This is a genomic window from Pedobacter humicola (assembly GCF_056490705.1).
The window spans coordinates 19,681-43,913 of sequence record NZ_JBWJIG010000013.1; the positions used below are offsets into that span (position 1 = coordinate 19,681).

The 24,233-nt window shown below is 40.9% G+C and carries 25 protein-coding genes; 14 read left to right on the top strand and 11 right to left on the bottom strand.

Annotation, left to right across the window (positions count from 1 at the left end; genetic code table 11):
* The first annotated feature begins 73 nt into the window (after positions 1–73).
* Positions 74–1,615 (top strand): hypothetical protein, encoded by a 1,542-nt coding sequence (locus AC04Q1_RS19020; RefSeq protein WP_478366147.1) that lies wholly within the window; start codon positions 74–76, stop codon positions 1,613–1,615.
* A 25-nt stretch (positions 1,616–1,640) separates the two neighbouring features.
* Here the strand turns inward: AC04Q1_RS19020 and AC04Q1_RS19025 are convergent, their stop codons facing one another.
* On the bottom strand, positions 1,641–2,471 hold the full coding sequence (locus tag AC04Q1_RS19025; RefSeq protein WP_478366148.1) for a CE1 family esterase: 831 nt from the start codon (positions 2,469–2,471) through the stop codon (positions 1,641–1,643).
* 163 nt (positions 2,472–2,634) lie between these two features.
* On the opposite strand from AC04Q1_RS19025, the gene AC04Q1_RS19030 reads away from it, so the two are divergent.
* Positions 2,635–5,427 carry a PAS domain-containing protein gene (locus AC04Q1_RS19030; protein WP_478366149.1) on the top strand — a complete coding sequence of 931 codons (2,793 nt, stop codon included), beginning with the start codon at positions 2,635–2,637 and terminating at the stop codon, positions 5,425–5,427.
* Positions 5,428–5,485: 58 nt separating this feature from the next.
* Here AC04Q1_RS19030 and AC04Q1_RS19035 read toward each other — a convergent pair whose 3' ends face one another.
* Positions 5,486–5,680 carry a hypothetical protein gene (locus tag AC04Q1_RS19035; RefSeq protein ID WP_478366150.1) on the bottom strand — a complete coding sequence of 65 codons (195 nt, stop codon included), beginning with the start codon at positions 5,678–5,680 and terminating at the stop codon, positions 5,486–5,488.
* A 130-nt stretch (positions 5,681–5,810) separates the two neighbouring features.
* Here AC04Q1_RS19035 and AC04Q1_RS19040 point away from each other — a divergent pair, with 130 nt between their 5' ends.
* Together AC04Q1_RS19040 and AC04Q1_RS19045 are read left to right on the top strand one after the other, a co-directional pair.
* Positions 5,811–6,617 (top strand): AraC family transcriptional regulator, encoded by an 807-nt coding sequence (locus AC04Q1_RS19040; RefSeq protein WP_478366151.1) that lies wholly within the window; start codon positions 5,811–5,813, stop codon positions 6,615–6,617.
* Between the two features lie 57 nt (positions 6,618–6,674).
* Positions 6,675–8,345, top strand: coding sequence for a serine hydrolase domain-containing protein (locus AC04Q1_RS19045; RefSeq protein WP_478366152.1), 1,671 nt, complete (start codon positions 6,675–6,677; stop codon positions 8,343–8,345).
* A 144-nt stretch (positions 8,346–8,489) separates the two neighbouring features.
* Here the strand turns inward: AC04Q1_RS19045 and AC04Q1_RS19050 are convergent, their stop codons facing one another.
* The 4 genes from AC04Q1_RS19050 to AC04Q1_RS19065 are packed head-to-tail and all read right to left on the bottom strand — an operon-like array spanning position 8,490 to position 10,877.
* Complete coding sequence (locus tag AC04Q1_RS19050; protein ID WP_478366153.1) at positions 8,490–8,813, bottom strand: MazG-like protein; 324 nt, start codon at positions 8,811–8,813, stop codon at positions 8,490–8,492.
* A complete protein-coding gene (locus AC04Q1_RS19055; protein WP_478366154.1) occupies positions 8,814–9,737 on the bottom strand; it encodes a helix-turn-helix domain-containing protein in 924 nt (307 codons plus the stop codon).
* A gap of 50 nt (positions 9,738–9,787) precedes the next feature.
* Positions 9,788–10,054, bottom strand: a complete 267-nt coding sequence (locus AC04Q1_RS19060; RefSeq protein WP_478366155.1) for an antibiotic biosynthesis monooxygenase family protein — start codon at positions 10,052–10,054, stop codon at positions 9,788–9,790.
* A 4-nt stretch (positions 10,055–10,058) separates the two neighbouring features.
* Entirely contained in the window at positions 10,059–10,877 is an 819-nt protein-coding gene (locus AC04Q1_RS19065; protein ID WP_478366156.1) for an SDR family oxidoreductase, read from the bottom strand.
* 253 nt (positions 10,878–11,130) lie between these two features.
* Between AC04Q1_RS19065 and AC04Q1_RS19070 the strand changes: the two genes are divergently transcribed.
* Complete coding sequence (locus AC04Q1_RS19070; RefSeq protein ID WP_478366157.1) at positions 11,131–11,760, top strand: DNA-3-methyladenine glycosylase family protein; 630 nt, start codon at positions 11,131–11,133, stop codon at positions 11,758–11,760.
* A gap of 284 nt (positions 11,761–12,044) precedes the next feature.
* Here the strand turns inward: AC04Q1_RS19070 and AC04Q1_RS19075 are convergent, their stop codons facing one another.
* From AC04Q1_RS19075 to AC04Q1_RS19090, 4 genes are all read right to left on the bottom strand, one after another.
* On the bottom strand, positions 12,045–12,827 hold the full coding sequence (locus AC04Q1_RS19075; protein ID WP_478366158.1) for an L-fucose dehydrogenase: 783 nt from the start codon (positions 12,825–12,827) through the stop codon (positions 12,045–12,047).
* A 196-nt stretch (positions 12,828–13,023) separates the two neighbouring features.
* On the bottom strand, positions 13,024–14,661 hold the full coding sequence (locus AC04Q1_RS19080; protein WP_478366159.1) for a UxaA family hydrolase: 1,638 nt from the start codon (positions 14,659–14,661) through the stop codon (positions 13,024–13,026).
* A 1-nt stretch (position 14,662) separates the two neighbouring features.
* Positions 14,663–15,973 carry an L-fucose:H+ symporter permease gene (gene fucP / locus AC04Q1_RS19085; protein ID WP_478366160.1) on the bottom strand — a complete coding sequence of 437 codons (1,311 nt, stop codon included), beginning with the start codon at positions 15,971–15,973 and terminating at the stop codon, positions 14,663–14,665.
* A 22-nt stretch (positions 15,974–15,995) separates the two neighbouring features.
* Positions 15,996–16,175: a hypothetical protein gene (locus AC04Q1_RS19090; RefSeq protein WP_478366161.1), complete on the bottom strand. Its 180-nt coding sequence runs from the start codon at positions 16,173–16,175 to the stop codon at positions 15,996–15,998.
* A gap of 146 nt (positions 16,176–16,321) precedes the next feature.
* Here AC04Q1_RS19090 and AC04Q1_RS19095 point away from each other — a divergent pair, with 146 nt between their 5' ends.
* Positions 16,322–17,191 carry an AraC family transcriptional regulator gene (locus AC04Q1_RS19095; protein WP_478366162.1) on the top strand — a complete coding sequence of 290 codons (870 nt, stop codon included), beginning with the start codon at positions 16,322–16,324 and terminating at the stop codon, positions 17,189–17,191.
* A 765-nt stretch (positions 17,192–17,956) separates the two neighbouring features.
* Here the strand turns inward: AC04Q1_RS19095 and AC04Q1_RS19100 are convergent.
* Positions 17,957–18,916, bottom strand: a complete 960-nt coding sequence (locus tag AC04Q1_RS19100; RefSeq protein WP_478366163.1) for a GlxA family transcriptional regulator — start codon at positions 18,914–18,916, stop codon at positions 17,957–17,959.
* A 136-nt stretch (positions 18,917–19,052) separates the two neighbouring features.
* Here AC04Q1_RS19100 and AC04Q1_RS19105 point away from each other — a divergent pair, with 136 nt between their 5' ends.
* The 8 genes from AC04Q1_RS19105 to AC04Q1_RS19140 all read left to right on the top strand — a co-directional run bounded on the left by AC04Q1_RS19105 (position 19,053) and on the right by AC04Q1_RS19140 (position 24,209).
* Positions 19,053–19,547, top strand: a complete 495-nt coding sequence (locus tag AC04Q1_RS19105) for a DinB family protein (protein WP_478366164.1) — start codon at positions 19,053–19,055, stop codon at positions 19,545–19,547.
* A 3-nt stretch (positions 19,548–19,550) separates the two neighbouring features.
* Positions 19,551–20,057, top strand: coding sequence for a DinB family protein (locus AC04Q1_RS19110; RefSeq protein ID WP_478366165.1), 507 nt, complete (start codon positions 19,551–19,553; stop codon positions 20,055–20,057).
* A gap of 13 nt (positions 20,058–20,070) precedes the next feature.
* Complete coding sequence (locus tag AC04Q1_RS19115; RefSeq protein ID WP_478366166.1) at positions 20,071–20,484, top strand: hypothetical protein; 414 nt, start codon at positions 20,071–20,073, stop codon at positions 20,482–20,484.
* Between the two features lie 112 nt (positions 20,485–20,596).
* Complete coding sequence (locus AC04Q1_RS19120; protein ID WP_478366167.1) at positions 20,597–21,019, top strand: VOC family protein; 423 nt, start codon at positions 20,597–20,599, stop codon at positions 21,017–21,019.
* A 283-nt stretch (positions 21,020–21,302) separates the two neighbouring features.
* Positions 21,303–21,683 (top strand): DoxX family protein, encoded by a 381-nt coding sequence (locus tag AC04Q1_RS19125; RefSeq protein WP_478366168.1) that lies wholly within the window; start codon positions 21,303–21,305, stop codon positions 21,681–21,683.
* Positions 21,684–21,784: 101 nt separating this feature from the next.
* Positions 21,785–22,216: a DUF2147 domain-containing protein gene (locus AC04Q1_RS19130; RefSeq protein WP_478366169.1), complete on the top strand. Its 432-nt coding sequence runs from the start codon at positions 21,785–21,787 to the stop codon at positions 22,214–22,216.
* A gap of 7 nt (positions 22,217–22,223) precedes the next feature.
* Positions 22,224–23,240 (top strand): WD40/YVTN/BNR-like repeat-containing protein, encoded by a 1,017-nt coding sequence (locus tag AC04Q1_RS19135; protein WP_478366170.1) that lies wholly within the window; start codon positions 22,224–22,226, stop codon positions 23,238–23,240.
* A 153-nt stretch (positions 23,241–23,393) separates the two neighbouring features.
* Positions 23,394–24,209, top strand: coding sequence for a TerC family protein (locus AC04Q1_RS19140; protein WP_478366171.1), 816 nt, complete (start codon positions 23,394–23,396; stop codon positions 24,207–24,209).
* Positions 24,210–24,233: the final 24 nt, after the last annotated feature.

A 24,233-nucleotide genomic window follows, 5' to 3' on the forward strand; every position in this document is an offset into this window, starting at 1 on the left:
ACCCTATATTTAACAGATGATAAAGCGGATTAAAATACTTAGAGTTATAGCCCTATGCCTTCTCTTATTCCATTTGTTTGTTACGCCATCCATTGGCCAGATCAAATGGCCTGCTGGTCAGCTGCTCCCATCTTTTCCGGCGCCCGCGCAGGTGCAGGATTTAATCACGCTGCGGCAAAACTCGCCTTACACTTCGGCAGAAATGTATCTCTTTGCTTCGCTAAAGGGCATTGTAAACCGCACTAAGCCACGTATTTTTTCTTATGAGGGCCATGCCTTCGGCGAAGGACCACATGCCTGGTTGCAATCTTTAGGCTTAAACTGGTCTGAACCAACAGACAAATGGGACCTGATTACCAAATACCGGAGTGAAATTTCAGGCTTGATTGTTTATGATCCCACGCAGATACACACGGTTAACCTGGCCACGGTACTGGCAAAAAGCAAGGGCGCACTCATTGCCTCACCCTTATTGTTATCTAAATTAACTGCGCCGCCCTATAATTTACCTGTATTGCTTGATTTGCAGGGGAAATTCAACAGCAAACTGGAAGTTTATCAATCGCTATATGATACCTGGTGGCCACATCTCGATCACCGTTTGTTAATCGGACTCAATCCTAACGCGCACAAAGCGGCCCTTCGCGAATATGCAGTGGCTTTGGGTGCGGCGGTTGTCTGGCTCGATCCCAAAGTAGATGGTGAAAGTGAACTGCTCAACAAATTTCTGTCTTCAATGTCTCCGGGTGCAAGCTTTATGGGCTGGTGGCCGCAAGAAGGTCCTGGGGTAGAGCGGGCTTCTAAATATGGTATTGCCACCATCGCCAGTGATTGGTGTTCCAATTTAACGGTACATAGCGGTACATCGAGAACCGTCCGCGTAAAACCAATGCCCCCAAAACCGGCACTCGAAAATAAGATCTATGTCGCGTTTATATTGAGTGATGGCGATAATTTGCAGTTTACCGAGCATTTGATGCGTAAACTCTGGAATAATCCCGACCGGGGCACTGTTCCTATCGGATGGACGGTATCGCCTGCTATGCTGGATGCGATGCCCGGTGCACTTAATTACTATTGGCAAAGCTCCACTAACAACGATAACCTGATTTCCGGACCATCTGGTTATGGCTATACTTATCCCAATACCTGGCACGATGAAAAGTTGCTTCGACAATTTGTTGCTAAAACCGAGGTCTATAATGCCCGTGCGGGTTTGCGGGTAATCACGGTTTGGAACACAATCGTTGGCGGTATCAATCCAGCCGTTGGAAAAACCTATGCCCATGGGGCAAAATCGTTGCTTGGACTAACGGCCCAAAATACAGGCGGCGGGCTCACGATGTATAACAACAGTTTGCCCAGCATGGCACTTACCTGTAACTACTGCACAAATGAAAAGGCGATGAAAGATCATATCGCCAGGGCTTCTGCAGGCTGGGATCGAAATTCGTCCCGTTTCCTGATTATACAGGCGCAACCCTGGAAGGGCGTATCGCCAACAAGTTTTAAAAATGTGGCCAATTCGCTTAACGAAGATTATACCGTTGTTCGCCCCGATCATCTTTTTCAGTTGATCCGTGAGCAAAACGGCTTGTCAATCAATCCAAAATAAAAATAGGCTCAGCTCCGGTCAACATCTATTTAGGTTTTGTAATGCCCTTAAAAAAGTTGATCACGACCTGATTTGCATCAGCAGGATAGATATGTCCACCCGGATGCACGTATAATACCACCGGGGTTTGGCTTGGTGAGGGATATATGGTGGCATATTGCGCGTATGGCTGTCCTTCGCTACTACAGTTATCTATTTTTAATATTCTTTTGCACATGGCGTTTTGCCACTCTGGCTTAACCAAAGGGTCTGTTGACCCCATGATGTGCATGGCAGGTTTTGGCTTTAACAGGTTAACAACTCTTCCCCCTACAGCAGCCGAGGGAGCGAAAGCGGCAAAAACATCACCACGGGCAGCCCATAACAAATAAGTAAAACCTCCGCCATTTGAATGCCCCGTGGCATAAATCCGGCTGTTATCGACCTGATAGTCGCTACGGAGTGTTTTTAACATTGCATCAAAGAAAAGCAGGTCGCGGTCGTTCATGTCGCCAGGGGCCTTTTGCCATCCTGGTAATTTTCCCTGTGGATCTGTAAGTTGCCCCGGGGTATTGAGGCCTTGGGGATAAACCAGGATCGCCTCAGGCCATAGCTTTTCAAACCCGCGGCTTTTGAGCATGTTGCCCATTGTTCCGCCATGGCCATGAAATACAAAAATTACCGGACTGGGTTTTGATTTCGCAGTAACAGGAATATAAACCAAAGCCTCCCTAAGGGTATCGCCAACGGTCCACTTCATCTGTTTTACATAAGACGCGGCCGCTTGTGCGGATGCTTGATATGGTGATGCATAAACAAGCAGACCAATAATTAGAAAAAACTTAAAGTATAATTTGGCAAAGGATTTCTGGAACATCACTTTATGACTCTTTGTGCCCGATATGGTTTAATTAACAACCTGAACACTACAAATAGAATGGAAGCGGTGTTTAATTTTTATTATTTTCGATTGTTTGCACTCAAACATTTTTTAAGGATTTTGGTTATTTTGATGATCATATCATAAGCCTTTGCCATCTATGGAGCTAACTGACGCGGAAAATTTATATCATGCAGTGCTAAACGCACCAATAGGTATTTGTATATTGGATGCAGGCACCCTGGTTGCAGAAATCGTTAACGAAAAATTCGTTGAGGTGGCCGGTAAACCCTATGAAACTATATTCAGTCATTTCTATTGGGATACTTTTGCTGAAGTAAGGCCTTATTATGAAGCGGCGCTGGCTGAGGTAATTGAAACCGGACAGGCGTATTATGCTGATGAGGCAGAAATGATGTTGATCCGGCATGGGAGTGAGGAAAAGATTTTTGTCACTTTTGTTTATGCCCCTGTGAAAAATGCTGGCGGGGAGGTGACTAAAGTTGCCGTTTGGGTGTTCGAAAATACCAAACAGGTGCGCGACCGGCGTGAAGTAGAAGTAGCCAGCGCGTCCTTCCAGCGTGAACGCGACCGGCTCAAAAGTTTTTTTATGCAGGCACCCGCGGGCATCTGCATCCTCGACGGACCAGAGCTGGTTTATGAAATGGTGAATCCCGCCTATCAGGAATTATTGCCCCATCGGGATTTATTGAACCGCCCCCTCTTTGAAGCCTTGCCCGAACTGCTTGGTACGCCTTTGGAGCAAGTGCTATTGGATGTTTACCAAACCGGAACGCCTTATGTGATCAATGAATCGCTTATTCCTATTGCCGAATATGAGGGCGGACCTACGCACGATCGCTATTTCGGTTTTAATTATGAGGCACGGCGGGATGAAAATGGAGCGGTTGACGGCATTTTAGCGTTTGTTTTCGAAGTAACCGGCATGATCAAGGTGCAACAGGATCTTCGTCAGGCTACGGAGCAGTCGGAACGGCAAAAGAGGGTATATGAAACCATTATCGATGGCACACCCGACCTGATGTATGTATTTGACCTGGATTACCGGTTTACCTATGCAAACAGCGCCTTGTTATCCATGTGGGGTAAAACCTGGGAAAATGCCATAGGAAAGGGCTTATTGGAGAATGGTTATGAACCCTGGCATGCCGAAATGCATGAACGGGAGATTGATCAGGTGAGATCAACAAAACAACCGATACGTGGGGAGGTATCTTTTCCACATGCCACTTTAGGCAAGCGGGTTTATGATTATATTTTAACACCGGTACTTAATGAGCAGGGTGAGGTAGAGGCTGTAGCGGGCACCACCCGTGATGTTACGGAACGCAAACAGTGGGAAGACACCCTTGCCCAGAGTTCGGAAGAATTGCAGGCCATTAATGAAGAAATGGTGGCCATTAATGAAGAACAGTCCGCTTCTAATGAGGAGTTGATTGTTACCAACAGGCAGCTGGAGCAGGTTAACGGAGAATTGCAGGTGGCGCGGCAAAAGATCGAAGAAGCAGAAGCCGCGCTCCGCCTGGCCATAAATGCCGCTAGTTTTGGAACCTGGTTTATCCATTCCGCAACCCGTGAGTTTATTACCGATGCCAGGTTGAAAGAATTATTTGGATATTATCCGGACGAACCGCTTTCTATTGAAGAGGCATTGGCCCAGATTAATGAGGAATACCGTGGATTTGTAGCAAACAAGCTGGAGAATGCCATTTACCATAACGGCGATTACGATGTAACCTATCCGGTAACTGGTTTACACGATAAGCGGTTGCGCTGGTTACGCGCCATCGGAAACCTAAAAGCCGATCCATCAGGCACTTTCTCGGCCTTTACTGGAGTAGTAATGGATATTACCGAGCAACATCTGGCTGCAAAACAAATTGAACGCGCCGAAGAAAGTCTGCGTATGGCAACCGAAGCCGCAGGGTTGGGCACTTATTATATTAATGTAATCGACCGTATTTTCTATCCATCATCTAAACTAAAAGAATTCTTTGGCTTTGCTGCGGATGAGGAAGTGCCTTACGAGGCTGCCATTAACCAGATCCATCCCGATTACCGGCAGGCGGCTGCCGACCTGGTGGAAGAAGCGATTACCAAAGGTGTGAAATTCGATATGGAGTATCCGATTATAGGTCACAATGACGGTAAAATACGCTGGGTTCGTGGCATCGGAACCGTTCAAAAAGATGATCATGGTGTGAACCGGTATTTTACGGGTGTACTGCACGAAATCACCGAACAGAAACAAGATGATATCCGTAAAAACGACTTTATCAGTATGGTAAGCCATGAATTAAAAACGCCCCTTACCTCACTTACGGCAATTGTGCAGATCGCCAGCCGAAAGTTAAGTAATAGTGAAGATCAGTTTTTGGCCAGTGCGATGGAAAAAGCCAATAAACAGGTGAAAAATATGAATTCCATGATTAATGGCTTTTTGAATATTTCAAGGCTGGAATCGGGTAAGATTATGATCGAAAAAAGTACATTCGATATCGATCAGCTTTTGCGGGAAACAATTAGTGAGGCCCAGTTAATGGCCACACAACAGATTGATTTCGAAAGTTGTGGCGGGCTGCAAATATATGCCGACCATGATAAGATCCGCTCCGTTGTTTCTAACCTGATGAGTAATGCGGTCAAATATTCGCCTAATGGTAAACTTATAGAGGTGAAGTGTGAGAAAACTGACACATCGGTAACCATTAGCATTAAAGATGAAGGAATAGGGATCAGGGCGGAAGATATAGAAAAGGTATTTGTGCGTTATTACCGGGTAGAAACCGGCCAGACCCAACATATTTCGGGTTTTGGCATCGGTCTTTATCTAAGCGCCGAGATCATCCAGCGTCATGAAGGGAAAATATGGGTAGAAAGTGAAAGCGGAGTTGGTTCTACATTTTACTTTAGTTTGCCGCTTGCGGTTTAACTGGCCTTTAAGGTACAGATGAATAGAAATAAAAAAAGCCCGTAAAGGGCCTTTTTTATTAATGAGGGGGATTGGTTTTTGTGGTATCACGTTTAAGTGTGTCGCGTTTACTAGAATCCTTTTTAGACGGCCACTTTTTTTCCTTAGCTGGTTTGGTCTTTTCTGTTTTCTTTTTTGTGGTGTCCTGACGGGTTTGTGCAAATGTGGCCAGACTGATGGTGCAGGCCATTAGCATAATCATTAGTTTTCTCATAGGTATATGATTTAAAGGTTTAATAATGAGGTTATAACGGTTTTGTTTTTAAAAAAGTTTCCGCTATTTACATTTATTACTCTTTTTTATGCTGGCATTGGTTATAATCTTTTTAATATCTTTATCTTAAATGAAGATACTTCGGACAGGGCAATTTTACGGACAGACCAATGATACCAAAACCTTTGGGAACCTAACGCTTACTGATACCGAATACACCCAGGAAAAGGTAGACTGGCATTATCACGAAAATGCCTATTTCACTTTTTTGCTCGATGGGAAAATACTTGAGGGCAACAAAAAGGAGGTTTACCACTGTACGCCTGGCAGCTTATTGTTTCACCACTGGCAGGAATCGCATTACAATATCAAACCTAAAGGCTATACTAGGGGTTTTCATATTGAGTTTCGACCTGAATGGTTTCTTGAATTGGATTTGGATATCAATAATTTAGAAGGTAGTATCAACCTCCATCATCCTGGTTTAAAGGCTTTAATGTACAATATATTTATCTCAAGTAAACAGAGTACAGTAGAAAGCGCTCTAGCTGTAGATACCCTTCTGGTTGAACTGTTTACAAAAGCAACAAAAAAAGATCATGACCGCACTGGAAAAACACCAATATGGGTTTCGAAAATCAGGGATATCCTACATGATGATCCGGCACAGCGCTGGACTTTAATTGAACTATCAAAAAAGCTGGATATTCATCCGGTGCACCTTTCGAGAGATTTTCAAAAATATTTTGGCTGTAATATTGGCGTGTATATCCGCGCCATCAGATTGCAAAAATCGCTCTCAATGATGATAGGAAGAGGTAATTCGTTAACGGATATTGCTTTACATTGTGGTTTTGCAGATCAGAGCCATTTTATCCGCTCTTTTAAATCCACTTATCAAATCACGCCACAGGCTTATAGAAAACTAATACGTTAATGTTTTCATGTTAATCCTGTTCTATTTTTGAAGTTTACCGATAGCTATTTTTGAAGAATGAAGATGATCAATTTCCAGGTGCTAAAGTCTGCCCGCTTAATTTTACTGTTTCTTTTTTTTGTTCATCAGGCCGCAATCGCTCAGGACAGCTATAATTCAATCCTTACAGATCCGATCCACAAAACAAATGTGGGTAAGATTGTATTTACTGATCAGATGGTTGGAACAAATAGCCCTGATTCGGCCCTTTTTCTGAAAGATTACAAACTCACCAATAAAAGCAACCTTTTTATCACGGTTTTTTTAGCAAAAACCATGGGATATTCTCTTCAGCAACTTTCGCCGGATTCGAGTATTGATTCTTTGGTAAAAAAGGGCAATTATCAGTTTTCTTTTTATGTGGATGGAAAATTAATTTATCAGAGCAACCTGTTGCCGGGCGCTCCCCGTGCTGATGCCCAAAAGACGCTAAGGGTGTGGACCAAACCTTTAATCGATAATGATCATGAAGGCGCCTGGTGGAGTCAGTCGGCCTGGAACCGGTTTATGTTTAATGGGGGTGATGCAGCCTTAACTGAAGGCAAACATACTTTAAAAATAGAGCTAAGACCTTATCTTAAACTGGAAAAGCTGCTTGTAGGTAATGTTATTGCTTCAGGTAGCCTAAACTTAGCGGTAAACCGAAAACCTGTGGTATCATTAAACAATATCAAACTTTCTCCATTAAAAGCTTACGATGGTTTTGAGGCATCTAAAGAAAGATTTGATCAGGATAAAATCAAAGCTTTGAAAGCCTATGCCGAAGCGGGTGTGTTCAAGCATATTACCAGTGTGGTGGTGATCAAGAACGGGAAATTGCTTGTGGAAGAGTATTTTAATGGTGCCAATAGAGACAGTCTCCATGATGTGCGTTCGGTGGGTAAATCCTTTGCTTCAACGATGACCGGGATTGCCATTGCCGATGGGCTGCTTAAGTCGGAAGAGGAGAAGCTGGGTACATTTTATCAGCTCAAAGATTACGATCATTATTCGCCCGCAAAAGCAAATACTTCACTTAAAGAATTACTGACTATGCGTTCGCGTTTTAATGGAGACGATGATGACAGCGATTCTCCCGGGAACGAAGAAAACATGTACCCAACAGCCAACTGGGTAAAATTCGCCTTAGACTTACCCCTTGATACCTTAAAGTACAAAGGCCAGTGGCATTATTTTACTGTTGGTGTGATGCTGTTGGGCAGTACGCTTAATCAGCTGGTGCCCGGTAATCTGGAGAAATATGCAGACGAAAAACTATTTAAACCGTTAAATATTACACAATACCAGTGGCAGTACACACCACAACATGTGGCCAGTACTGCAGGAGGTATCCGGATGAATGCGCTCGATTTTGCCAAGTATGGACAGTTGTATAAAAACAAGGGGCTATGGAAGGGGAAGCAAATTGTTCCTAAACAATGGGTTGATCAAACACTAAGCAAACAGACCTCCATCACCGGCAGAAAAGATGAATATTATGGATACCTGTTCTGGAATAAAAAATATATGGTTAAGGGGAAGGAATACGAAACCTTTTATGCTTCGGGCAACGGAGGCAATAAAATTTTCATTTTCAAGGATCAGCCTTTGGTCGTGGTGGTTACGGCTACTGCTTATGGTACCAATTATGCCCATGTGCAGGTGGATAAAATGATGGAAGAGTACATTTTACCTGCGGTAATGAAATAATGAGTAAGCCACCACTGTAAAAATTCAACTCCTTTCAGCAATTTTTTTTTGCTTTTTAGGGTACAAACCCAAAGGTATCACTGCTGTTCCACAAAAATCATATGATCTCATCTTAAAACGGGATTAAATTGGATGGCCTTTCTGTTATTTCAGGAGATTTTCGGTTTTGGTTAAGAATTTCGCGGTGGCTTCATTAATGTCCAGATCCATGCGATCTGCAAGTACGGTTAACCACCAGATGCATTCGCCCAGTTTATGTTCGAGTTCGGGAACGGTTTGCCCGCCTTTTGGCCAGCGTCCTTGTTGCGACATGGTTAATCTGCCAACCAGACCTGCGTCGGTGAGGAAGGCAAGCGCATCTTCTTCAACGGTCCATTCGCTGCCATGGTGTTGCTGCTCCAGTTCGTGGTAACGTTCACGCAGCGCTAAGGATCTTTCTTTTATTTCTGTTAAATCTAAATTTTTCATCTAATTTTTATAAAATGACTGTTTGAAGGCCACCGGAGTTTGGTTGGTTTTCTTTTTGAATATTTTATTAAACGATTGCGGATGTTCGAATCCCAGATGGTAAGCCACTTCAGCAACTGTTAATTGATCGGAAGCTAAAAACTCCTTTGCTTTTTCGATCATTTTCTCGTGGATGTGCTGTTGCGTATTCTGCCCTGTGAGGCTACGCAGCATATCACTCAGGTAACGTGGCGAAAGATTTAATTCTTCCGCCAGATAGGCAACCGTAGGTAGCCCTTTGGTTAATGTTTTTTCATCGTTGAAATACTGGTTGAGAATATCTTCCAGTTGCGTTAACAGGTCGTGGTTAGCAGCTTTACGGGTAATAAACTGACGCTTGTAAAAACGGTTGCTGTAATTGAGCAATACCTCGATGTGTGAAATAATTACATCCTGACTAAAATCATCGATCCTGCTGTTCAGCTCTTGCAAAATGTGCCCGAAAACTTCAGTTATTGTAATTTTTTCCTTTTCTGATAAATATAAGGCCTCATTGGCCGAGTAAGAAAAGAAACCATAGTTATTGATGTTTTTGGCCAATGGATAATTCCTTAAAAAATCGGGGTGGATCAATAAGGTGTAACCTGAATAATCTTTTTCATCTTCTGCTGCCGCGATGAGCTGATTGGGCGATAAAAAAGAGATGCCGCCTTCTTCAAAATCGTAATAATGCTGTCCGTATTTTATTTTGCCCTGTAAATTTGTTTTGTAGGAGATTTTATAAAAATTCAGTAGCAACACGGTGGGCAGCTCGGCCTCCGGAGTAGTGATATCAGCATAGTTAACCAGGCTTACCAGAGGGTGCAAAGGCTTTGGTAAACCCAATGCGCGGTGCAGTTCGGATATGGAACCGAATTTTTGGGGCTGGCGCTCTTCCTTTTTCATATTACAAATGTATGTTTAAAGCTGATGTTTAACCTGGTTAATATTCCACACTACGGTACTTGATCAATCATATCGTGCACGATAGAATCGCTCAGCTCGTTCATTAACCGGTGCATGGCTTCTGTTCCGTTTTTTACGCTATCCCAGATCAGCATATCAACTATGGTACCCTCTGCTTGCTGAAAAATCCTTCTGGATATAAATCCGGGCTGACGTTTTAAAAAATCATCAATTTCCTGGTTGGCAGCAATAAACTGTTCGCAGGTATGTGCTTTTAATTTAAATGTAGTCATTTCTACGGCTTCTGATTTTTTCATGATCTTATTTTAATGTTGGTGCGTTAAGGTTTAAAGTTTGACGCAGGTTAATCCTGAAATTTTCAGTCCCCTGATCAAGGCGTTGTTGAGCAATTTTTACAGCGTCCTCGCCGGCAAGGTAACGCAACTGGTCTTTACCATCGTTGGCCGCTTCGTAAACGACTGCAGCAATTTTTTCAGCTTCAGTAAAGGTGATCAGCGTACCATCGGCAAAGAGTTCGCCCAATCTTTTATTCAGCACCTCGTAATCCTCATCTATCGTGGCTTGCATCCCGTTAACAAAGTCGCTTTTGATACCGCCAGGTGCTACTGTTTTAATGCCTATATTAAACTGTGCCAGATCATATGAAATACTTTCGCTAAAACCTTCTAAGGCCCATTTGGTAGCGTTATATACCGGAGACAGGGGATTGGATGAAAAACCGCAGACCGATGTGGTGGTGATGAACAAGCCGTTTTTTCGTGATTTGAAGTATGGGATAAAAGATTTGATTACGCGCAGCACACCAGTGAGATTGGTATCGATCTGTTGATTGATCTGCTCATCGGTATACGATTCTAATGCACCAACTAAACCATAACCTGCATTGTTGAATACCAGATCGATATCTCCAATTTCTATCGCTTGCGCAATCGTTGATTCGATCTGTTTTGGACGGGTAACATCGAGCGGTAGCAGGCTCACGTTTTCCAATTGTTGTAATTCAGTCTCTTTTTCTGGGCTGCGCATGGTAGCAATCACCCTCCAGCCATTTGATTGAAATAATTTTGCGGTGGCTTTCCCCAAACCGGTAGATGCACCTGTGATAAAGATTGTTTTCATGTTTATTGATTTAAATAATACATCACAAAGGTGTGGAATGCCTAAAAGGGCGGATGATCCAAAATGAGCTATGTTGTAGCCGGAATGACGTTAAATTTTCGGCGTCATACTGAACTTGTTTCAGTATCTATCAGGCCTTAAATAAATCAATCCGATAACTATCGGATCAGGGTGACGAACGCTTTATTCTGCACCCAATGAAACGGATGCTTTTTTATTCATCAACTTATTATATTTGAATAAAAACAGCTCCATGTTCGAAACCTTTGATCAGACCAGTTTCCACCAGCTCTGCGATTTAACAGCAGGTAGAGATGCCGATCTGCAAGCGATTATCGACCGATATGATTATCCGCCATTTTGGTCGAGGGCCAATACCTTCGAATCATTAGTACACATTATTTTGGAACAACAGGTCTCTTTGGCTTCGGCACTGGCTACGCTAAATAAACTGAAAGAAAAAATAGGTGAAGTTACGCCGGCAAGGTTGTTATTGCTTAGCGATCAGGAATTAAGGGATTGTTATTTTAGCCGGCAAAAAACAGTTTATGTTCGCCATTTGGCCGAAAGCCTGATCAGCGGAGTTTTGTCGCTAACCGAAATGGAAAAAATGGATGATTTAGCCATTAGAAATCAACTTAAATCCATTAAGGGCATTGGCGATTGGACGGTAGATATTTACCTGATTTTTATGCTCCATCATACTGATGTTTTCCCAATAGGGGATCTGGCTGCGGTTAATGCATTGAAAAAGGTAAAAGGCCTGACACAAGGCGCGGGTAAAGAGGAAGTGTTGGCCGTTGCTGATCGGTTTAAGCCCTACAGAACCATTGCTACAATGCTGTTATGGCATGCGTATCTGGAAGAAAGGAAGAAGAATTAGCGAGTCTTAATGTAATGGCTGTGTTTCCGGAACCATCAGGATTATAATATTTCTTTTAAGAAAAGCAGTGTTTGTGGTGCTTCTGTCCCGCTAGTCCCGCCATTCGCTGTAGCCCCGAATTTCAATGGGGGCTGTCGCTGCTGTCGGGTTTATCGAACGAAGACCTGTAGGCAATTCAAACCCAAACTAAATCTGAAACGCCGGCCGCTAGGGTCTGCGCTTCTAGGGGCAATCGATATTAATCATGTTTCTCGGTCTGTGGAGACACAGACCGGGGATTCATATTATAGCAACGCCCTATCTAAATGCACATAACCGCCATCCACATGGATCAGCTGGCCAGTAGTATGGCTCGATTTATCCGATAATAAAAATACGGCAGTATTGGCGATTTCATCCACCGTAGTCATCCTGTTTTCAAAAGGAATTTTATCGGTAATACTTTTCAGTTTTTCATCGCGGTTTTCAAAAGAGCTGATCCATTTCTCGTAGAGTGGCGTCCAGGCTTCGGCAACGATAATGGCATTAACACGGATACTGAAAGGCAATAACTCTACTGCCCACTCGCGGGTTAAAGCATTTCGGGCACCATTTGATGCTGCGTAACCAGATGTTCCCCCTTGTCCGGTTTCTGCAGTTTTGCTCCCTATATTTAAAATGGACCCTTTACTTTGTTTAAGCGCGGGTAAAGCGTATTTAGCCAAAAGGTAATAATGTACAACGTTTTTATGTAGCGACTCCATAAAATCTTCGTAGGTGCCATTCTCGAGGCCAACACCGTCATTAACGCCAGCATTGTTCACTAGGCCATCTATTCTCTCATATTTGGCTAAAATGACATCAACAATCGTTTTGCAACTTTCGGGTGCGGTAAGCTCTGCGGTAAAATAATCGGCTTTTAGGCCTAAATCTGTTATCTCCTGAAGCATTTTAAGGTTATCATCCTCATTTCTTCCGATTATGATAGGGAAAGCCTTTTCAATGGCCAAAGCTTTAACAATAGCTGCACCAATGCCTTTTGCACCACCACTTACCAGGATTATTTTTCCATCTAAATTTAAATTCATATTTGGTCAATATTTGTGTTTTGTTGTTTTAGCCACAAGGGCAAAGCGCTTTTTATAATGGGCATAGGGGAGATTTAGCTGGAGAGATTTCTCCATTCCGTTTCACTCCATCCGACAGCTTTCGGATTGAACTGACGAATTTATATTGGGATGTTACTCCTATATCTTCCCTTATCCATGCTACATCTTCCATCATCTAAAGGCTTACACCTCTTTTCCAGGGAATAAAATCGTCCTGATTCAATTGTACGGCCTTAGGGATTTCTTCACCGCTGGCCACTTTTATACAGTATTCCAATATATCTTCGCCCATTTCGTTAATGGTTTTTTCTCCGTTGATCACTGCTCCGGTATCGATGTCGATAATGTCGCTCATGCGTCTGGCCAAAATCGAATTGGTAGCTACCTTTATGGTCGGGCAAACCGGATTTCCGGTAGGAGTGCCTAAACCCGTAGTGAATAATATTAAGGTGGCACCTGCCGCTGCTTTCCCGGTAGTGGCTTCCACGTCGTTGCCTGGCGTACACACCAAACTTAAACCAGGTTTGGTTGCGGGTTCTGTATAATCTAAAACATCAACAACAGGTGAAGAGCCTGCTTTACGTGCCGCCCCGGCCGATTTTATGGCATCGGTAATTAAACCATCCTTAATGTTCCCGGGTGATGGATTCATGTAAAAACCTGAACCCACTTTGTGTGCCAGGTCATCATATTCGGTCATTAAGCGGATAAACTTTTCAGCAGTTGGCCGATCTACAGACCTGTCGATCATTTCCTGTTCTACGCCACATAACTCCGGGAATTCTGCAGATAAAACTTTTGCACCCAATCCCACCAATAAATCTGCACAATAACCAACAGCTGGATTGGCTGAAATCCCACTAAAGCCGTCGCTGCCACCACATTTTACACCCACACATAGCTTGCTTAACGGCGCTTCCTGGCGTTGTTGTTTGTTGATAAACATTAATCCTTCGAAAGTACTTTTGATCGAATTTTGAATCAATTGTTCTTCGCTTTGTGCTTTTTGCTGTTCGAAAATTAAGAGTGGTTTATCAAAATCAGGATCGAGCGCAAATAAATCACGTTTAAAATCTTCTACCTGTAAATGTTGACAACCCAAACTCAAAACAGTAACACCTGCTACGTTGGGATGATGGGCATAAGCCGCCAGCAGTTTGCTCAAAGTATCCGAATCCTGACGGGTACCGCCACAACCACCATTGTGGGTAAGGAATTTAATACCATCCACATTTTTAAAGGTACGGTTGGTTTTATCTACTTTCGGTTCGAAGCTGATGTTGTTAATGTCTTCTCCATTTTCAAAAGCCTGAACCAGTTTGTGTGTGTAAGATTTATATTGCGCATCTACAGCATAACCCAATTCGCTATAAAGCGATTCTTTAATGATATCCAGGTTTCTGTTTTCGCAAAATACAGTAGGAATAAACAACCAATAATTTGCGGTGCCAACTGCTCCGTTTTTACGGTGATAACCATTAAAACTACGACCGGCATACTTACTTACATCAGGTGCTTCCCATTTAAAATTAACATTGCGATAGGCAAAGGGCTCTGCAGCATGTTTGGTGTTTTCTACGCTCATGCGCATGCCAGCTTTCACCTCAAACTGAAGCTTGCCAACCAAAACACCATACATGATCACTTCATCGCCAGCCTGCATATCCTGCATAAAAAATTTATGCTTGGCAGGGATTTCATCAATAGTAAGGTAGGTGTTTCCCTCGTGTATTATTTTAGTATCTGCAGGTAAATCCTGTAAGGCAACCAGAACATTATCAGCATTGTTAATCTTAATGACTAAATTCTTCATTTTATACTTCTAAACTTATTTCTTTTTCAATATGATTGGGCTTCCAACCTTTCCAGCCAAAGTAAAAAACCACTAAAAAGCATACGAAAGGCACCAGATATCCATATTGTATATTGTGGGTCGCATCTGATATCAGACCCAATACAGGCGGTAAAAATGCACCTCCTACGATCGACATGACGATTAACGATGAACCCAGCTTGGTATCCTTACCCAAACCTGTTATGCCCAGGGAGAATATGGTTGGGAACATGATCGACATAAAAAAAGCTACGCCGATTAAAGCGTAAACGGTAATCATCCCGGTTGCGAAAATGGATACCAGGGTGAGTAGAGCACTGATTAAAGCATAAAGCATCAAGAGTTTATGGGGAGCCACAAACCTCATAAAGAATGTGCCTGCAAATCTGCCAACCATAAAAGCCAAACCTGCTGCGCCAGCATACCATGCGGCTTGATCTTGCGTTATTCCTGCCGATGAGGTGACAAAGCTGATAAATAAACTCAATACGCAAACCTGGGCACCCACGTAAAAGAATTGTCCGATAACCGCCCAACGTAAATGACTATGGCCTAAAACATGACCAAAACTGCTTTTTTCGTTGGCACTTTCTTCTTCCTTGATATCAGGTAGTTTGGTGAAAATAAATAGGACGGCTACCACAATAATCAGGATACCTAAAATTAGATATGGCGCTTTTACTGTTGAAGCCTCTTCGAGCACATAAGCCTGTTTTTCTAAAGGAAGCATTTTAGTTAATTGGTAATCAGTATATTTAGCTTCTGTAAAAATTAATTTTCCGCCTATTACAGGTGCTAAAAATGCGGCTAAACCATTAAACGATTGGGAGAAATTTAAACGTTGGGTGGCTGTTTCTGGGGGACCCAATACCGTAACATAAGGATTTGCTGCCGTTTCTAAAAAAGTCAAACCACAAGCAATAATAAAAAGAGCACCTAAAAAAAAGATGTATTGTGCGGTGTTGGCTGCGGGTATAAACAATAAACAACCAATGGCAAACAATACAAGTCCTAAAATAATACCGCTTTTATAGCCATATTTACGCATAATGTAACCTGCAGGCAATGCCAGGAGGAAATAGGCGATAAATACCGAAGAATCAACCAGCGTAGATTCAAAAACATTCAGTTGAAAAGCTTTCCGCAGATGCGGGATCAATACGGGATCGAGGTTATGCACAAAACCCCAAAAGAAAAAGAGGCTGGTAACCAAAATTAAAGGGAAAAGATATCCTTTGCCATTTTTTGGCGTATCGGATACTTTAAAGTTCGTTGATGTGTTATGGCTCATATTTGGTTTGGTTATAAAAGCGTTAGGCAGACTTAGCTAGGATAAATATCGTTAAACTTCTGGCGCTGTAGGCACCAACAGCAGATTTGTTTAATTGGGTAATGTAATCTAAACCAAGTTTTTCTAACTCCTGCATTGCAATGGCAACATCAGGATAGCGTCGATCAATGTAATCAGGAATAAGTAATCCCACCTTCATCATATGTTTTTGGTTAGTTGCTGCTTTACAAATTAAGCCCTTAAGTGCTAATAAAAATTTAACTTTATGATCTAATTATTAAATGATATTGTCTCAATTTTATACATTGCAGAATATTACTGCATATTAGATTGATTTTTTAAGATTTTATGAAACCGCATTTACTTAATGTATCTACCAATTCGGTAGATTCTTTTAGCGCCCGACGGGATACTATGCCAGATGTAAACAATCTGTGGCATTACCATTCTGCTTTAGAGTTGATTTACATCAAAAAAGGCAGGGGTACGCAGTTTATTGGCGATAGCATTAAAAATTTTAACGATGGCGATGTGGTTTTACTGGGTAGTAATTTGCCTCATTACTGGCGTTTTGATCCCGAATTTTTTGAGGAAACAACTGAAGAATCAGTTGATGTTTACGCGATCCATTTCAAGGAAGATTTTTTGGGCAAGGAATTTATTGACCTTCCCGAAAACCAGGAGCTCAAAAAAATTATAGTGCAATCTAAACAGGGAATTAAACTGGAAGGCAATTCGAAAGCAAAAATCGCCAGTTTAATGCCACAGATTATTGAGGCGACAGGTACCAGGCGGATTATCAAATTATTGGAGGTTTTAACTGAATTTGCCAGTTGCGAAGAGAAAAATATATTGGTTTCGCTAGGGTTTAAACCCAATTTTTTGGAAAATGAAAAAGACAGGATCCAATCCATTTATAATTATACTATCAGCAATTACAAAAATAAAATAGAACTAAAAGAAATTGCTGCCGTGGCTAAAATCAGTCCCAACTCTTTTTGTAAATTCTTCAAAACGAAAAGTAGAAAAACTTATACTCAGTTTCTCAACGAGATTAGGGTGGGACAGGCCTGCAAATTGCTGATTGAAAACGACCTGACTGTAAAAGAAATTTGTTATGATTGTGGTTTTTACAACTTTACGAGTTTCCACAAATATTTTAGAGAAATAACGGGCAAAACGCCACTTAAATACCAGCAGGCTTTTTCAAAGCAGTAACTTAACAAAGCGATGCAGTATTTTGTAATTCGCTTTCTAAGCATACAGTGTTTAATCGGGCATTTTTTATTTTTATTGGAGTTAAATCATCAAGAATGTAACAACTAATTTTTGATTTATAGGTTTATAGCTTAAATTTGCAGTTCTAACTGAATATTTTATGAGCAATATCTCTAATCCGAAACCGGTAAAAAAGGTTGATAGGATAGACAATGACCATAATAAACTTGATAAATCTTACACACCAGGTTCAAAACACAAATTTGAAGGGTGGCCTATTTTGTGGATTCTGATCGCTATATTTTTAATTTCTGCGGTTTTATGGTATACGGGGGCTACACCGCACTTAATTAAGTGGATCGCCGATAAGTAATAAGATTTCTTTTGAAAAGAACGAGGTGGAGTGTGACCATAACATTTGATTGTCTTTCTGTGAGAAAGTTCAATGTCTAGGCTTAAAGGGAGAGGTTAATTTGATCGGAAAAAGAGTGGTTAAAAATTTTCATCCTCGCTGGGAATCTGCTCAGCCGAGAAATAACAGTACAACATTAATCCAAAGGAAACAATATAAAATACCGCTGTGATTAAAAGAAAAGTGCTCATATAAATAGTTATTTGGTTAGTGTAATTATAATGTTAAGTTATCTTAAATAATATAGGGCGATGCATTTATTTTATATTAATTATTAACATAATTGATTTTAATGTTGAAAACTATATATTTAGTTATTTTTTCTGTTAATACACGAGCAGGCTGTTAATCAATTACCTAGCCTGAAATTTATCGCGGTATTGTGTTGGCGTCATTCCAACAGATTTTCTGAATACTTTTCTAAATGCCTTTGGATCGTTATAGCCGGAGTTATAAATCACCTCTGTCATTTGTTGCGCCGTTTGTTCCAATAATTTTTTTGCTGCCTCAATGCGTGTTTGCTGGAGATACTCGATAGGGGTAATACCAATTACCTGTTTAAACCGGCGTACGATATTTCTTCTGCTGGATGGGATATCCTTGATCATCTCTTCAATAGTTGCCACATCCTGGTAGTTGCTTTCGATTTTTTCTTGTGCTGAGGCCACCAGATCATCATTGTGGTGGCGGATGGGCTGAAAGGTACTAAAGTACAATTGGTTTACACGGTCCATATCGATGGCGAAAATCTTGGCCACCTTAACAGCCATATCTTTTCCGCAGTGGAGCTGTAAAATATGCAGTAATAAATGGAAGGTAGATGTTGCCCCACCACTAGTAAATAACCGGCCATCCTGTGTTACTGTTTTATCAGCTTTTAAATGTACCTGTGGAAAAGCAGTAGAAAAAGCCGAACAGGCATCAACATGCGTAGTGGCGGCCTTGCCGTCCAACAATCCAGATGCGGCAAGTAAAAACGCCCCCGTACAAAACGTAGCGATTTCTGCTCCGGCTTTATGTTGTTTATTTAGCCAGGGAATGTAGCGCTTATTGGCCGTTATAGAATCATTAATATCATTGGTCGCAAATGATGGAACCAAAATGAGATCGAGATCCGTGGCTTTTTGCAAGCATACACAGGGATGATCGCTAAAATGGTAATCCTTATCCTCGAGGGTAATTAGACTAATGTTAAATGGAGGTTCAAGGTCATCTTTCCGGTAAAATCCATTAACGGTGTCAAATACATCTAAAATGGCCGCTACGCTTAATAATCTGAAATTATGGGGTAATAAAATACCTACTTGTATCATTTGGTTAAAAATTTAGGTATCGTAAATATATAAAAATTGTCTGAAATGCCCCTCAAGTTTGACTTTTACGGCAACGCTGTCGATCTGTATTAAGCACTAACTTTATTTTCAAGTTAATCCGCTAATTATAAACAATATGAAAACCACACCAACGAGTAGCAGAATGTATGGCTTTATTGTGCTGTACGAAATGCAAACTGATTTTTTATTAAGGGCTTTAGATGGGATAGATGAGAAGGATGCTGAAAAAAGACTCGATACCAAAGCCAATCATATCGCCTGGATTACAGGTAGTGTTATACAGGGCCGTTATTTTCTGGCTAAATCGTTCGGGATTGATCTTCCATCTGTAACGGACGATCTTTTTGCCGATAACAAAGGAATTATTGATGATGCCACCTATCCCTCGCTAACAGATTATATTAAAGATTGGAAAGAAATTTCTCCAAAATTACAGGAAGCGTTAACCCAGGCAACAGACGAAAAATTGGCGGAGAAACTCAGTATACCTGGAATGGAGATCACACTGTTTGAATTGATCAGTTTTAACAACTACCGTGAAGCCAACTGCATTGGGCAGATTGCCTTATGGCGAAGATTATTAGGTTATCCAGGAATGAATTATATGTAAATTATGGAAAAGGTAATAAAAGAAGCCGACGAAACTTTATCGGCATTAGAAAATGTTTTATCGCGATTTGAAGCACCTCAGATTAATGAAGTGCCCTTTGAGGGGAGCTGGACAGCAGGTCAGCTGGCCGAACATATGATTTTGTCAAATTCAGGCTTTTTGCAGGTTATTAATGGAACAGTGACAGACACAGATAAACCAGCCGACTTGATGGTCAGTGAAATCAAGAAGGACTTTTTGAATTTCGATGTGAAATACGATTCTCCTAAAGTAATTTATCCTGAAGTTAAGACCTACAACCAATCTGCATTGTTGGAAAATTTAAAGCAGATCAGAGAGGGTATTTCGACTTCGATATCGAATTTAGATCTGACAAAAACATGTTCCTCTTACGAGTTGCCTGGTTATGGTTACCTAACCAGATTGGAGGCCGTTTATTTCGTAATTTACCATACGCAGCGGCATGTGCACCAGTTAAAGAATATCTATAATAAGCTTGATGTCAATTGATTTAACTAAATTTATGAGAAACAACAGGCTTGATTTATTAAACCCTTATATCGGCAAATGGAAAACAGAAGGTTTAACAAAAACGGGTGAAGTAATTACAGGAACAGATACCTACGAATGGATTGAAGGTAATTTCTTCTTGACACATCGGGTGGATGTAATGTTCGGCAATAAGAAGATCCAGTCGCTGGAAATTACACATTATGATGATATGGATGATGTTTTTAGGTCACAGTCGTTCGATAATGAGGGTAACATTTCAATAGCGACACTCAAAATCTACGACGATATCATTTTAATATTTGCCGATAACGAAAGGTTTAAAGGCAATTTTAAAGGTAACACCATTGAAGGGTTGTGGGAACAGTTTGATGGTAAAAACTGGGTGGACTGGCTGGATATTAAATTAACAAAAGTTCCCTCGTAACGACATGCTGAACTTGTTTTAGCATATTATGCCCAATGGATCCTGAAACAAGCTCAGGGAGAAAATAAAACAAAATAATTAACCATTATTAACAAGATAAAACAACAAAACAATGGCAACAGTTAACACGTATTTAAATTTTAACGGTAATACCGAAGAGGCATTTAACTTTTATAAATCTGTGTTTGGCGGCGAATTTGCCGTGGTGCAGCGCTATAAAGATGCTCCGGGATGCGAAGGTATGCAGATTGGCGATCAGGAGAAATTAATGCACATCGCTTTACCAATTGGTGGCAATGTACTTATGGGTACCGATATTACCGACCCAATGCCCGCATCAACCTTTGGTACCGGTATTTCCTTATCAGTTGATGCAGAAAGCGAAAAAGAAGCCAAACGTCTTTTTGACAGCCTGTCAGCAGGTGGAACAGTAACCATGGCCTTAGAAAAAACCTTCTGGAACGCGCTATTTGGCATGCTGACTGATAAATTCGGCATTCAATGGATGGTAAATTACGACTATAACACTAAATAGTCCTGAATGCTTAGTCTTGGGCGGACACTGGTTATCGACCATGAACCATCCCAAATAAGGCTACTTCTGCATTAGATCCGGAAACAAGTTCAGAAAGATAGTAAGCCGGGAATGACAATTTATTAGAGTATATGAACTAATGATTAGTGGGCAAAGCTAAGTTTGGCGTCGATTAACCCGATTCAACAATGATCCCGTTAACCATTATAAATGATGACTAATAAGCATGGAAAGAATCCAATAAATTATTATTTTTAACTATAGAAACCAAAAATTAAACCATATGAAAATTGCAATTATTATTATGCGCGTACTTTTAGGTGCCATGTATCTTTTTGCTTCGGTAACCTATTTTCTTCACTTAATGCCAAAGGCACCAGCAATGACGGCAGCGCAAACTACCTTTATGACAGGGGTAATGGCCTCTGTTTATCTTTTTCCTTTAATTAAAATAACTGAATTGCTATGCGGTGCGATGTTATTGATCGGTAGAACAGCGCCGCTGGCATCAATCATTATTTTTCCGGTTACTCTAAACATTTTTTTGTATACCGCATTTTTGGCGCAGCCTAAAGATCTTCCAATGTCGGCAGTGATGTTATTGTTTAACCTGATACTACTTTATGTATATCGGGCCAAATATCTGCCAATCGTTTCAAAGTAAATTTTTGGGTTTATCAAACTTTCTCATACTTTTTCTCTTTATTTAGTGTTTCGATATAAGCTGTAATGATTATCTTTAAAAACTAACTAGAAATAAAAAATATGAGAAAGTTCCCATTTTTAATGCTGCTCTTCGTAGCGGTATCATTTTCTGCTTTCGCACAGAACAAAGATGCGATCGTTGGCAAGTGGCTTAATCCATCAGGAGAAGGACAAATAGAAATTTATAAAAAAGGTGAAAAATATTTCGGGAAACTGGCCTGGATAAAGGAGCCAAATATCAATGGTAAACCTAAATTGGATGTTAAAAACCCTGACGAAAAACTACAGAAACGTGCGCTTTTAAATCTGGAAATCCTTAAAGATTTTGTTTATGATGATGGCAAGTGGACTGATGGAACAATTTATGACCCCAAAAGTGGAAAAACCTATAGCTGTAACCTGAGCTTAAAAAGTGCTGATGTACTGAACGTTCGCGGTTATGTGGGCATTTCGCTTTTAGGAAGATCAGAAACTTTTAGACGGGTTAAATAACAGATACATGAAGAAAATTTTATGGTGCCTTTTAGTGGCACCTTTTTTTTGCGCTGCACAGTCGTATTCGATTAAACCATTGAATGAAAGTGCCAAAACGAGCATACGCGGATTAAGCGTGGTTTCCGATCAGGTAACCTGGGTAAGTGGGAGCAATGGCTCGGTGGGTAAAACTACCGATGGCGGTAACACCTGGACATGGATGAAACCCAAAGGTTACGAAAAAATCGATTTCAGGGACATCGAAGCTTTTGATGATCTGAATGCTGTTATTGTGGGCATTGCATCACCGGCTTATATTTTAAAAACAACGGATGGGGGCGAAACCTGGACAGAAAACTACAAAAATGCAGATTCGGCCATATTTTTAGACGGTGTGAGTTTCTGGGACAAAAACAAGGGGATTATTTTCGGCGATCCGATAAATGACCAACTGCAACTGCTCAAAACGGTTGATGCCGGTAAAACCTGGCAGGATATTTCTGCAAATCTAAAAAACAATATGGCCAAAGGCGAAGCCAGTTTTGCTGCCAGCGGTACAACCATTAAAACATTAGCCGATGGTAAAACCTGGATTGCCACAGGGGGAGCAGTTTCCAATATCTATTTTTCTCCCGATTACGGCCAAACCTGGCAGGTATTTAAATGCCCTATTTTGCAGGGCGAAAATAGTACCGGGCCTTTCTCTATCGATTTCTTTAACGGAAAAAAGGGGATTGTTGTAGGTGGTAATTATGTAAAGGATAAAGAAAATACAAATAATGTGCTTTTAAGCAGTGATGGGGGGAAAACCTGGCAAAAACCAGCTACTCCGGTGTTGGGCTTCCGTTCTGCAGTAACTTACCTTAACTCTAAAACATTAATTGCTACAGGTACCTCAGGTACCGATATCTCTACAGATGGCGGTTTAAACTGGCAACATATTTCTGATAAAAGCTTTAATGCTGTTCAAAAGGCGAAAAAAGGGAAACAAGTTGTTCTGGCAGGGGAAAAAGGTGCTATCTATTCGCTTGCAATCCAATAAATAAAATTTTGATGCATTTACGTAACAGTTTTAGTGGTTATCCATCTAATCACTAAAACGATTATATAATTGTAAGATTGAAGCATCGGGATTGATAAAATTTTGTTTCTTTGCTGTCTAACTAAAACTTTAATTTAAAAACACACTCACTCAATGGATTTTTTGCACACGATTTTAGGTGACGATATACAGGCCGGATTATTAATCATTTTAAACTTAATTGTAATCGAGAGTTTGCTATCGGTTGATAATGCAGCTGTTCTGGCTACCATGGTAATGGATCTGCCAAAATCGCAAAGAGAAAAGGCCTTGAAATATGGTATTATCGGTGCTTATGTTTTTAGGGGTATCTGTTTGTTCCTGGCGGCATGGCTTGTAAAAATATGGTGGTTAAAACCACTTGGCGGTTTATACCTGCTTTATCTGGCTTTCGATTATTTTAGAAAAAAGAACAGTAAAAAGAACGAGGAAGAAGAGGAAGTGGATAAAAGCAAAAGCTGGATCTATAAATCTACCGTTGGTTTAGTAGGTACGTTTTGGGCAACTGTTGCTTTGGTAGAGGTAATGGATTTAGCTTTCTCTATTGATAATGTTTTTGCTGCGGTTGCTTTTACCGATCATATCTGGTTAATCTATATTGGTGTTTTTATCGGGATTTTAGCCATGCGTTTTGTAGCACAGGCTTTCGTAAAACTAATGGAGAAATTTACCTTTTTAGAAACAGTGGCCTTTATTGTAATCGGTGTTTTGGGTATTAAACTTACCTCATCGCTATTTACACACTTTTATCCGGAATCGCCTATTTCTCATGCCATTGAAGGCGAAAAAACAGATCTTTTTGTCTCTATTTTCACAGTAGCGATATTTATTGTACCTGTATTAACATCCTTATTGTTCAACTTCCCTAAAAAACATAAAAGCGACATCATCATTTCGGATGAAGCCGAAGAAGTATTGGACAAATCTTAATAGTTAAGGCTTATCTGTGATAAA